This is a genomic window from Sphingobacterium sp., assembly GCF_032065005.1.
Lineage (GTDB): Bacteria > Bacteroidota > Bacteroidia > Sphingobacteriales > Sphingobacteriaceae > Sphingobacterium.
This window is the reverse complement of sequence record NZ_DAMBMM010000001.1, coordinates 545,993-557,932: the sequence shown is the minus strand read 5'-3', so window position 1 is coordinate 557,932 and position 11,940 is coordinate 545,993. Positions and strand designations below refer to the sequence as shown.

General features: G+C 39.1%; 12 protein-coding genes. 9 read left to right on the top strand and 3 right to left on the bottom strand.

Features of this window, described 5'->3' with window-relative positions:
* Nucleotides 1-2: 2 nt before the first annotated feature.
* Nucleotides 3-2,108, bottom strand: a complete 2,106-nt coding sequence (locus tag RT138_RS02385) for a HEPN domain-containing protein (RefSeq protein WP_313189366.1) — start codon at nt 2,106-2,108, stop codon at nt 3-5.
* Between the two features lie 146 nt (nt 2,109-2,254).
* Between RT138_RS02385 and RT138_RS02380 the strand changes: the two genes are divergently transcribed.
* From RT138_RS02380 to RT138_RS02365, 4 genes are read left to right on the top strand one after another with little or no spacing between them, the layout of a single operon-like run.
* Nucleotides 2,255-3,268 carry a PstS family phosphate ABC transporter substrate-binding protein gene (locus tag RT138_RS02380; protein ID WP_313189365.1) on the top strand — a complete coding sequence of 338 codons (1,014 nt, stop codon included), beginning with the start codon at nt 2,255-2,257 and terminating at the stop codon, nt 3,266-3,268.
* Nucleotides 3,243-4,133 carry a phosphate ABC transporter permease subunit PstC gene (gene pstC / locus RT138_RS02375; protein ID WP_313189364.1) on the top strand — a complete coding sequence of 297 codons (891 nt, stop codon included), beginning with the start codon at nt 3,243-3,245 and terminating at the stop codon, nt 4,131-4,133. Before RT138_RS02380 ends, pstC begins: the two co-directional genes overlap by 26 nt.
* Nucleotides 4,130-4,984, top strand: a complete 855-nt coding sequence (locus RT138_RS02370; RefSeq protein ID WP_313189363.1) for an ABC transporter permease subunit — start codon at nt 4,130-4,132, stop codon at nt 4,982-4,984. The genes pstC and RT138_RS02370 overlap by 4 nt, the downstream gene beginning before the upstream one ends.
* Nucleotides 4,939-5,748 (top strand): phosphate ABC transporter ATP-binding protein, encoded by an 810-nt coding sequence (locus RT138_RS02365; protein ID WP_313189362.1) that lies wholly within the window; start codon nt 4,939-4,941, stop codon nt 5,746-5,748. The genes RT138_RS02370 and RT138_RS02365 overlap by 46 nt, the downstream gene beginning before the upstream one ends.
* A 73-nt stretch (nt 5,749-5,821) precedes the next feature.
* Here RT138_RS02365 and RT138_RS02360 read toward each other — a convergent pair whose 3' ends face one another.
* Nucleotides 5,822-7,318, bottom strand: coding sequence for a dicarboxylate/amino acid:cation symporter (locus tag RT138_RS02360; RefSeq protein WP_313189361.1), 1,497 nt, complete (start codon nt 7,316-7,318; stop codon nt 5,822-5,824).
* A 308-nt stretch (nt 7,319-7,626) separates the two neighbouring features.
* Nucleotides 7,627-7,977: a 4Fe-4S dicluster domain-containing protein gene (locus RT138_RS02355; RefSeq protein WP_093096554.1), complete on the bottom strand. Its 351-nt coding sequence runs from the start codon at nt 7,975-7,977 to the stop codon at nt 7,627-7,629.
* Nucleotides 7,978-8,137: 160 nt separating this feature from the next.
* Between RT138_RS02355 and RT138_RS02350 the strand changes: the two genes are divergently transcribed.
* The 5 genes from RT138_RS02350 (at nt 8,138) to dnaJ (ending at nt 11,924) form a co-directional block, all read left to right on the top strand.
* Nucleotides 8,138-9,154 carry an acyl-CoA reductase gene (locus RT138_RS02350; protein ID WP_313189360.1) on the top strand — a complete coding sequence of 339 codons (1,017 nt, stop codon included), beginning with the start codon at nt 8,138-8,140 and terminating at the stop codon, nt 9,152-9,154.
* 59 nt (nt 9,155-9,213) lie between these two features.
* The gene (locus RT138_RS02345; protein WP_185212162.1) at nt 9,214-9,417 is read left to right on the top strand and encodes a fructose-6-phosphate aldolase; all 204 of its coding nucleotides are present in this window, start codon (nt 9,214-9,216) and stop codon (nt 9,415-9,417) included.
* A 6-nt stretch (nt 9,418-9,423) separates the two neighbouring features.
* Nucleotides 9,424-10,107 carry a cell division ATP-binding protein FtsE gene (locus RT138_RS02340; RefSeq protein ID WP_185212163.1) on the top strand — a complete coding sequence of 228 codons (684 nt, stop codon included), beginning with the start codon at nt 9,424-9,426 and terminating at the stop codon, nt 10,105-10,107.
* Nucleotides 10,108-10,241: 134 nt separating this feature from the next.
* Nucleotides 10,242-10,763 carry a nucleotide exchange factor GrpE gene (locus tag RT138_RS02335; protein ID WP_185212164.1) on the top strand — a complete coding sequence of 174 codons (522 nt, stop codon included), beginning with the start codon at nt 10,242-10,244 and terminating at the stop codon, nt 10,761-10,763.
* Nucleotides 10,764-10,772: 9 nt separating this feature from the next.
* Complete coding sequence (dnaJ, locus tag RT138_RS02330) at nt 10,773-11,924, top strand: molecular chaperone DnaJ (RefSeq protein WP_093096560.1); 1,152 nt, start codon at nt 10,773-10,775, stop codon at nt 11,922-11,924.
* The last annotated feature ends 16 nt before the right edge of the window (nt 11,925-11,940 follow it).

Sequence of the window (11,940 nt, the reverse complement as noted above, 5' to 3'; positions counted from 1 at the left end):
TCTTATTGATTTACTACACGCCATTCTTCTCTACGTTCTTTTGCCTCAAAGCAAAAAGCTTTGGCTTGCAGCAAATAGGTTCTTGCAAATTCCTCAGAAGGCACGTATTTGTTGATCTGTAAAACTCTATCTGAAAATGTAGATGGAAACTGGAAATAGTCTTCATTTACATAGTTGTCATCAAACTCTTCAATAACTGCGGTTTGTGTAGAAGCGTTTATGCCTTTATCTAGCAATAGGGCTTTAGCTGTCCAAACGAATGAGCTGTATGAATGATAGATTGCATCAGCAAATTGCTTTTGTTCCAAAGCAAGTTCTGCTAGCTCAAGTTTTTCTTCAGCCTCTAATAATAAAGTAGCCACGAGATCAATTACGACCCCAGCGCATTCGCCGACACCAATGGCAGTTTCAAAACTCTCTTCATGTCCCCAATCGATATGCTCATCAGCACTTAAGTTCCCAAGCTCTGCCAAGGGTTTCAATAATCTATAGAAATGGTCTTTCCCTTGCTGTTCGTAATAAGAAATGAAGTTTTGCTCGCCATCCTTATTTGACTTGAAATCAGCTAATATAACATCAACCACTTGAAGGACTCTTTTAGTAGGTACTTTGATCACTCGATCTGCCACCCTGCCTTTTCCGTCGCCAAGGGTTCCGCCTCCAAGCATAACTTGAGCAGCAGGGACCACATTGCCATTGACTTTTACCGAACTACCATGAAAGCCTATATGAGCAAGACCATGTTGACCGCAAGAATTCATGCAACCAGAAATCTTAATCTTTAATTCTTTTTCCTGTATAAAATCCTGGTGGAATTCATGGATGTAATTCTCCAGCACCCTTGCCATTTCTGTTGAATTCGAAATACCCAAATTACAGGTATCCGTACCAGGACAAGTGGTGATATCAGCCGTGCTGTTATATCCAGGCTTAGCAAACCCTAATTTCAAGAGTACATTATAAATACTTGCCAATGATTCAGGACGCACGTATTTAAACAATAGATTCTGGTCTTGGGTGATACGAATATCGTCAGCGACATGATCTCGGATTCCAGCGATCAGAATCCGTGCTTTTTCGGTGGAAATATCTCCTGTTTGGATATTTGCATAAACGCCATAATAGCCTTTTTGCTTTTGTTCAAAGCTGTTTGTCGCTTTCCAAAGCTCAAAACCAAGCAGGTCATCAGCTATTTCTTCTTCAACTTTATTTGATGGAGGTTCAGGTTGCGGGATTGCATCGATGTCAAAGGGAACACGCTTATGTTTTACCGCGATCTTCTCCTCTTCAATCAGATTCAAGACCGTTTCAAGACCAAGATTTTGTACCAAGAACTTAAATCTTGCTTTATTTCGGTTATTGCGCTCTCCATAACGATCAAAAACCCGAATCGTAGCTTCCGCATAAGGAAGGATTTCGTCCTCAGGAAGGAAATCATAGACTTCATGCGCTAGAATTGGCTGGGCACCTAATCCACCGCCTAACATGACCTTAAAACCTCTCTGTTCTTTACCATCAACTATTCTTACTTTAGGAATAAAACCGAAATCGTGGATATAGGAGAATGCGCTATCCTTATCGGAAGCTGAAAATGAAATCTTGAATTTCCTTCCCATTTCTGCACAGATAGGATTACGGACAAAATATTTGAAAGTTTGATGAGCATAAGGAGATACGTCAAATGGTTCCTCCGGATCAATGCCGGCAGTTGCTGAAGCCGTTACATTTCTAACGGTATTCCCACATGCTTCCCTTAAGGTCATATCGTCCTCAGCAAGCTTAGTCCAGAGTTCTGGGGTCTTATCAAGGCTTACGAAATGGATTTGAATATCTTGTCTGGTAGTTAGGTGAAGGTTTTTGCTTGCGTACTCATCAGAGATATCTGCAATTTTTAATATCTGCTGAAAAGTAACTTTTCCAAACGGGAGTTTTATCCTCACCATTTGAACGCCAGGTTGTCTCTGCCCATACACTCCCCTCGCTAAACGCAAGGATCTGAACTTTTCTTCCGGTAAATCACCTTTCCGATAAGCTCTAATCTTTTTCTCTAATTCTATGATTTCCTGTGCTACTACAGGATTCTCTAATTCTGTCCTAAAGCTCTGCATTCTATCTTCAATTATTAAAAAGGTAATATTTCACCCCTTTAGTTAGGTTATTGATAACGTTTATTCGACAAATGTATAAAATAATTATAAAAGAACTATACAAAGTCTACCAAATTACTATATATTTGTGTAATTAATTTCAAAGGATGTATAAAATACAGCAAATAAAAGCAATTAAACTACTGATATTTAGCTCTTTAATCCAGATTGTAACATTTTCTTGCGCACCGAAAGTTGATCAAGGGTATGATAAAGACAAGGGATATGTCGGCACAATATCAATTTCTGGAGCCTTTGCGCTCTACCCAATTGCTGTTTTATGGAGTGAAGATTTCAAGAAATTACATCCTAACGTGAGGTTTAATATTTCAGCGGGAGGAGCTGGAAAAGGTATATCTGATGTACTTTCTAATATGGTTGATATCGGATTGGTTTCCCGAGACCTTCACCCTATTGAAATAGAAAAAGGTGCTTTGCCGGTCATTGTAGCAAACGATGCCGTAATAGGAACATTAAATAGCAATCACCCCAATATCGCAGCTCTCCTAAAAAGAGGTTTGAGTCAAGATGAACTAAAGGGAATCTTTGTAACAGGCAAAATCAAGAAGTGGAGTGATCTGGATCCAAGCTTTACAAACAAGAATATTGAAGTGTATATACGTTCGGATGCTGCCGGAGCAGCAGAGACCTGGGCGAAGTATCTTGGAGCAACTCAAGAAGAATTAAAAGGTATCGGGATATTTGGTGATCCGGGCTTGGCTCAAGCTATCAAAGATAATCCGCTTGCTATTGGTTTTAATAACATCAACTATGTTTTTGATTTAGAAACAAAAAGAACAACAGCAAATATTGCAGCACTGCCACTTGATATTAATTCAAACCATAGGATTGATGCACAGGAAAACTTCTACACAGAACTGGATAGTCTCACAAATGCAGTGGCAACTGGAAAATACCCATCTCCCCCTTCAAGGGAGCTTATGTTTGTCCTTAATAAGGAACATCAATCAAAGCTACTAGAAGAGTTTGTCCGCTTTGTGATGACCGACAAACAACAGGCTTATTTGCTGGACAATGGCTTTGTGCCAATCAATAAGGAATTGAATAAGAAAGAGAACGAAAAACTGCTTGCAAGTGAATTACAGACTGATAAAAGATAAAATAATTAAAAACCTTTCTGGGATCTTATTGGGAATATGCCTCTTGGTAATATTGGCAATTCTCATTGGGTTAAGTATCAAGGCAGAACCTTTGATTGCCACTGAATCCTTGTGGACAATCCTGAGCAGTAGCATTTGGTCACCTATGAAAGGAAACTTCGGTTTTTTACCCTTTATCATGGGGACTGTATGGGTTACATTAATCGCATTAGTCATTGCTGTACCCTTATGTTTGGCTGCATCAGTTTACTTGGTGGAGTATGCCGGAAGCAGATTGCGGAATTTTGTCCTGCCATTAGTAAATATTTTAGCGGCCATCCCACCTGTACTTTATGGAGTATGGGGAGTTCTATTTGTAGTTCCCTTAATTGGAGGGTATATCGCTCCCATTTTTGGAATCAGTAGTACCGGTTACTCAGTCTTTTCTGGAGGTATTGTATTGGCTGTCATGATTTTTCCAATCATGGTCAGCATTATGGTCGAGGTCTTACAAACCATTCCTAAGGAGCTGAGATCAGTTTCCCTATCCTTAGGAGCCACTAAATTGGAAACCATCCAACAAGTGATATTAAAGAAAGCAAGGCCTGGAATAATGGCGGCAATTGTTCTAGCAGTATCAAGAGCATTCGGGGAAACCATTGCCGTGCTTATGGTCTGTGGAAATATTCCAAAGATCCCTCAATCCATATTTGATGCGGGATATCCATTACCAGCCTTAATTGCCAATAACTTTGGGGAAATGATGTCCATTCCTCTATATGATTCCGCATTGATGTTCGCAGCATTGCTATTGTTTATCATCATTTTAGGATTTAACCTGATTTCAAGAGGGATATTAAAGAAAATGGAGGCAAAAAATATATGAGCAACATCAATAGAAGGCTGAGAAAAGAAAAGTTTGCCAAAATCCTTATGCAAGGTTCTGGGATCATCATCACAGGCTCCTTATTCTTTATCATAGGGACGATCCTTTACAAAGGACTGCCATATTTGAGCTTAGATATGATCACTAAGACTCCTGAAGGAGGATTTTATGTAGGTAAAGGCGGTGGAATTCTCAATGCGATACTTGGATCGCTTTACCTTGCAGGTTTATCTACTTTGTTGGCTACTATCATTGGGATACCCATATGTATTTATTTAAATATCTATTCTAAGAAAGGTTCAAGGATCAGCAGATTTTCCAAATTAATATTTGATGTTTTATTTGGAGTTCCATCTATAGTATATGGAGCTATAGCTTTCAGTATCATGGTATGGCTTGGTGTCCGAGCATCACTGATCGGTGGAGTGATAACGATTACCCTTTTGACTATTCCAATCGTTGTCAGGACCTTAGATGAGCTAATCCAGACCATTCCAACAGACTTAGGCCATATTACGACATCATTAGGAGCAACTCGCTGGGAATCAGCCAAAGTCATGATTACCTATATTAAACCAGGTTTGTTCACCGCGATTTTACTTGCATTCGGAAGGGCAATTGGCGATGTTGCAGGCGTATTATTGACAACCGGGTTCAGCGACAATATTCCGATTTATTTGGATGAACCAACTGCTACCCTTCCCTTGGCGATTTTCTTTCAGCTGAGCAGTCCTATACCTGAAGTTCAGGGTAGAGCTTATGCTTCCGCATTAATTTTAACTATAATCATCTTACTTATTGTTATATGTACGCAATACCTAGCATCGAGACAGAAAAAACACCGGGCATAATCCATCAGGTAAATCCACATATTGAGATTAAAGGGTTGAATGTTTTTGTTGAAGACCAACATATTTTAAAGGACATCAATCTTGAGATTCCAAATAACTGCATTACCTCTATAATTGGGCCCTCAGGATGTGGCAAAACCACCTTGCTCAAGACGCTTAATAGGCTATTGGATGATTCTACTGAAGTCAAGGTCACTGGGTCGGTACTCGTCAATGGAGAAGATATTTATGGTCCGGACGCTGAGGTGACCCATATCCGGAAAAAGATGGGCTTATTGTCCCAAAAACCATTTCCTCTGCCGATGTCTATATTTGACAACATTGCCTATGGTCCTAAAATCCATGGAAACAAAGATAAAAAGTCTTTAAAGGCTATAGTAGAAAGACAATTGCGAAATGTAGGATTATGGGAAGAGGTTAAAGACCGTTTAGATGGATCCGCGAGTAAATTATCGATCGGACAACAACAACGGCTCTGTTTAGCAAGAGGTCTCGCTGTAGAGCCAGAAATCATATTGGGAGATGAGTCTACTTCTGCTTTGGATCCCATTTCAACTCAGGTCATCGAAAACTTATTGGTACAATTAAAACAAGATTATACCATTGTTTTGGTCACACATATCCTCCGCCAAGCCAGAAGGGTATCAGATTATATTTTATTCCTATACAATGGTGAGGTTATTGAATTTGGCCCCTCAGAACAGATTCTCTTGGAACCTAAGCATGAAATTACGAAACAGTATGTCAAAGGATTTATTTCATAATCACAATTAATAGATAGAAAAAGGGAGCAATTCGAATGAAAAGCTCCCTTATTTATTTAAATATCTTTATGGTCTAAGACCTGGTTTCCCCTTCCGGTCCTTCTTCAATGACTTCGGCAATCTCTTCAATGCCGTCTTCATCAGAATCCTGCCTAAATGGGGCGGTTTCATCAAATTCCCCCTCCCACTTGGCGACTACTACCGTAGCTAAACAGTTTCCAATTACATTCACGGATGTCCTGGCCATATCCATCAATTCATCAATACCTAGAATTGCTGCAATAACAAACACTGGCAATCCAAATTGATCAGCAGTTGCGATCAAAATAATCAAGGATGCCCTAGGAACTGCTGCCACCCCTTTTGAAGTAATCATCAAAGTAAAGGCGATCATCAGTTGCTGTCCAAAGGATAAGTGGATACCAGCAGCTTGAGCTACAAAGATGGAAGCTAATGAAAGATAAAGTGAAGTTCCGTCCAAGTTAAAGCTATAGCCAGTAGGAATTACAAACGAAACAATTTTCCTTGGCACACCAAACTTCTCCATAGCACTCATCGCTTTTGGTAGAGCTGCATCAGAACTTGTGGTTGCAAATGCAATAGAAACAGGTTCTTTAATGGCATTGATAAATTGCTTCACTGGAATTTTCAGATAAAGGGCTACCGGCAATAACACCCCGGCAAGGAAGAAAATCAATGCTAGGTAAAGTGTTGCCAATAACATAAACAGGTTTTTGAGGATATCGATACCCAAATGCCCGACCGTATAGGCCATTGCTGCACCAACACCAATGGGCGCAAAGAGCATCACCAGGTTGGTAAATTTGAACATGGCTTCGGAGAGCGATTCTGCGAAGTCCACAAAGGGCTTTCGCTTCTTCTCATCCACCATGGCCAAACCGATACCAAAGATCACGGCAAATACAACGATCTGTAAAACTTTATTCTCGTATACTGATTTTACAATGTTCTCAGGAAATGTATCCCTAAAGAATGAGGTGAATTTATAGATCCAATGGGCACTTTCATCAATATGTTCAAGCGCGATCTTATCTGCATCAGAAACTGCGGATGTCTGCGGTAGTTCTTCGTGCGGCATGTGCTCAATATCGATTCCTACTCCAGCACGGGTTAAGTTAATAGCACCTAGACCGATAAATATAGCACAGGTAGTAGCACAGAAGAAATACAACATGGATTTCCAAGCCATACGACCAACTTGCTTAAGGTCTGAGTGGCCTGCAATACCGAACACCAAGGTGGAGAATAAAATTGGCCCCACAATGGTTTTCACTAACTTGATAAACCCTTGGCTTAAGGGCTGCAATGCCTTAGCTACATCTGGAAAATCAAGCCCAACAAAAATACCCAATACCATACAGGTTAGGATCCATGTGGTCAACCCTTTCCGTACAATCGCGTTCCATACCAAAACAATGGCAGTAACCCAACGGACAGCCATCATCAAGGATGCAGGAATTGGCGCAAGATTAAATTCATAAAGGAGGGTCAGGATAGATGCTATCGCAATGGTCGCAAGTAGAACATATCCTGTAGTTTTTTTTGACATGTAGATTTAATAAGGTTATTTATTTCTTTTTTTTACTTTTTAGACGAACAAAAATAAAAAAATAGCTCTGCAAACCAAATCTTTTACGTTATTGTATTTCCTAAATTGTGCTGAATTACGGCTTTTTCATCTGTAAAATATTGAATCAGAGAGATGGGTTAAGGATAAAAAGATCGGGGAAGATTGTAAAATAAGAGGTACAAAGGATTCATAGAACTTAGAAATCTCCTGATTTTCCTTTTCAACGATCCTGAAAAATAAAAAAACCACCTCTCACAAGGTGGTTTCTCTATAGAATATCTTTAAGATTATTCAGCGTGAAGCCAAGCTTTCTTCGCTAATAGTTCTTCTTCAGTTTCACGGACGTCTTCATCCTCAACACAACAATCAACTGGACATACAGCAGCACACTGAGGTTCATCATGGAATCCCACACACTCCGTACATTTATCTGAAACGATGTAATAAACTTCATTGGAAATAGCATCCTGTGATTCGTTCGCGTCGAGAGTTACTCCATCACCAAAATCAATCACACCATCCAATGCTGTACCATCTGAAAACTTCCAACTTACACCAGCATCATAGATTGCATTATTTGGGCATTCTGGTTCACATGCCCCACAATTTATACATTCGTCAGTAATTTTAATTGCCATTTATGTCCTTACAATAAAATAATAAACTAATTTTGCACTTTCAAAGGTAATACTAAAGCTATATACTCAAAAATAAAAGTATACAAAATTAGTAGTTATTTACTTTGATATGGCAAATATACGGCAAAAAAAACACAGATTAATTATAAATAGTAAGATTTTGACAAGAGAACAAAGAATAAACGCCTTCGTAAAACTCGGACAATTCCTTCAATCTGATGAGTTGAAGAACTCCCCAATCATTGATTCAGCAGTTCATAAAAATGCTTGGTATACCAAACCAAATATTTTGCAACAGATCCATGCCATTGCGCAAAATCTGACCCATGATCAATTGGAGAAATGGCTTAAGGATGTTCCAGATCAGGATATTAATAAATCTGTAGGCTTGGTGTTGGCCGGAAATCTTCCCTTAGTTGGTTTTCACGATATCATGTGTGTGCTATTGGCTGGATTCACGGCTAAAATCAAAGTTTCTTCAGATGATGCCGGTTTAACAAAATTTATTCTGGATCAATTAATTGATATCGAACCTCAATTTGCCAATAAGATCCAATTACTGGATAAGCTAGAGAATTTTGATCTTGTCATTGCTACAGGAAGCAATAATTCAGCGCGTTATTTTGAATATTACTTCGGTAAAAAACCAAATATTATCCGCAAAAACAGAAACTCACTTTCTGTGCTTTCTGGAAATGAAACTAAGGAACAACTACAAGCTCTTGGCCATGACATCTTTGATTATTTCGGTTTGGGATGCAGGTCAGTTTCCAAAATATTCATCCCGGAAGGTTATGATATCGCTAAGCTTTTGGACAATCTAGAATCTTTCCATCCCATAAAAGACCATTCGAAATACAACAACAATTACGATTTCAATAAGTCAATTTATTTGATCAACAAGAACAAACATTTTGATAATGGATTTCTATTGTTAAAGGAAGATGAAAGTCTAGCTTCTCCCCTTGCTGTCGTTCATTTTGAATACTATAAAGCTAAGGAAGATGTAGAAAAATACATCATAGACCACAAAGAGGACATTCAATGCGTAACTAGCGATATGGATATTCAGGTAGCTGATGTTCCTGTATTCCCATTTGGAGCTAGCCAATATCCTGCATTGGATGATTATGCAGACAATGTAAATACATTAGACTTTTTATTGGCCAACCAATAATTAGCTTTTATTGTCGTTATATGAGTGTGAATTCGTAAAAAATTATAATTTTGTTGACTATGTATGTTATTAAGGTTAAAGGTGTAGCAAAAATTCCAGATTATGTTCAATTAAGGGACGATGCATTTACGCTTTTGGCTTATTTCCGCGTGGATAGACCCGACAAATCATTGGAAAAAATCGGTCTTGCTGATAAATCCGAATACATTATGGATGTTGTTCGTGAATTACCGTTTGGCCAAATAAAGAAAATCGACTTATAAATTACCATGAGAGAGACAAATACGGTTATCAAACTTAAACATGTAGATATCTATCAACAAAAACACCTTGTACTTTCAGATGTTAACTTAGACATTGCCCAAGGAGAATTTTTATACCTTATTGGACAATCTGGTTCAGGAAAAAGTAGTTTATTGAAAATAATCTATGGAGACCTGTACATCGCGAATGGTGAAGGGATGATTGCTGGATTCGACCTGAAAAAACTTCATGAAAATGATGTCCCCTACCTAAGACGTAAATTGGGGATCGTTTTTCAAGATTTCCATTTATTGAACGACCGTACAGTTGAAAAAAACCTAGAGTTTGCCCTTAAAGCTACAGGTTGGAAGGAAAAGGCCCAGATCGAGAACAGAATTATCGATGTGTTGGAAAAAGTTGGACTTCGTTCGAAACTGAAGAAAATGCCTCATGAACTTTCCGGTGGTGAGCAGCAACGTGTCGTAATTGCCCGTGCATTACTGAACAACCCGGAAATCATCCTTGCCGATGAGCCAACAGGGAACTTAGACCCTGCTACATCCGAAGAAATTGTATTGTTATTACGTGACATCGCTTCCTCTGGAACAGCTGTCCTGATGGCAACACACGATTACCAAATTATTAGAAATATGCCTGCACGCATCCTGAAAACAGCAGATGGTGCGTTGCATGACAATGTCAGCATCTAATAGCTGACAATACCATTTAAATCCGACAATTTTGCTAACGAAACCAGTAAACACTGACAGCATGTCGGATTTTTTTTGTTGGCAAAAAAATTGATGGATGCCATGTTAAGGTTACTTAAACTAGATATTAGGAGATGATAAACGAGAACGAGAATATTCAAGACCCAGAAATGAACAATTCGGAGGAAAATGTAGAGCAAGGTTCTGCAGCTACCGAAGAACTTACCAATAAGTTAAACGAATCCAACGATAAATATGCAAGATTGTTTGCGGAGTTTGACAATTACAAAAAGAGAACTGCAAAGGAAAAGATTGATTTAATGCAATCAGCTGGTAAGGATGTAATATTAAAATTATTACCTGTAGTTGATGATTTCGATCGCTCCCTAAGCTTTATGAAAGACGTTCCTGCTGATGATCCAATGAAACAAGGCATTGACTTGGTTTATCATAAGCTTAAAAAAACCATGGAACAATTAGGTGTAAAGGAAATCGATGTTATTGGTCAACCTTTTGATCCTGAATTCCAAGAAGCCATAACCCTCATCCCTGCACCTACCCCAGATTTAAAAGATAAGGTTATCGATGTTATTGAAAAAGGTTATACATTGAATGACAACGTAATCAGATTTGCGAAAGTAGTAGTAGGCCAATAAATATAAAAGATGTCAAAAAGAGATTATTACGATGTCCTTGGTGTAACCAGAACGGCAGAAGTAACAGAAATAAAAACATCATATCGTAAGCTAGCCATCAAATACCATCCAGATAAGAACCCTGGAGACAAAGAGGCTGAAGACAAGTTCAAAGAGGCTGCTGAGGCATACGAAGTCCTGAGCAACCCTGAAAAGAGAAGACGTTATGACCAGTTCGGACATGCAGGCAACTCTGCATCTGGATATGGGGGTGGCGGCATGAACATGGATGATATCTTCAGTCAATTTGGAGATATCTTTGGTGGCGGCAACCCATTTGAAAGCTTCTTCGGAGGCGGCGGCGGAGGTACTCGTGGCGGACGTCGTGTACAACGCGGAACCAACCTGCGAATCAAAGTAAAACTTACCCTTGAAGAAATTGCAAAAGGAGTCGAGAAAAAGGTAAAAGTAAACAAACAGGTAAAATGTAATACCTGTGATGGTACTGGTGCCAAAGACAAAAACTCTTACCATACCTGTAACACCTGTGGTGGCTCAGGTTCAGTAAGACGTGTAACCAATACTATCCTTGGTCAGATGCAAACCACAAGCACCTGTCCTACCTGTAACGGTGAAGGAGTCGAAATCACAGCCAAATGTACTTCTTGTAAAGGCGAAGGTTTAGTTCGTGGTGAAGAAACCATTTCAATCAATATTCCTGCAGGTGTAAGCGAAGGCATGCAACTGTCCATGAGTGGAAAAGGTAATGCAGCTCCACGTGGTGGAATCCCTGGTGATTTGATTATCCTGGTTGAAGAAGTCCCTCACGAAACACTTAAACGCGATGGCATCAATGTCATCTATGATCTTTATATCAATTTTGCTGATGCTGCATTAGGCACAAGCGTAGAAATACCAACCATTGATGGTAAGGCAAAAATCAAGATCGAACCAGGTACTCAAGGTGGTAAGATCCTCCGTCTAAAAGGCAAAGGTCTTCCAGAAGTAAATTCCTACCACAAAGGTGACCAATTGGTTTATGTGAATGTGTGGACTCCAAAAACAGTTTCAAAAGAAGAAAAAGAACTTCTAGAAAAACTTAAGAACTCTGCTAACTTCAAACCACAACCTGGTAAAAGCGAAAAATCATTCTTTGAGAGAATTAAAGAGTATTTTGAATAGTAGATGTGAGATTTGA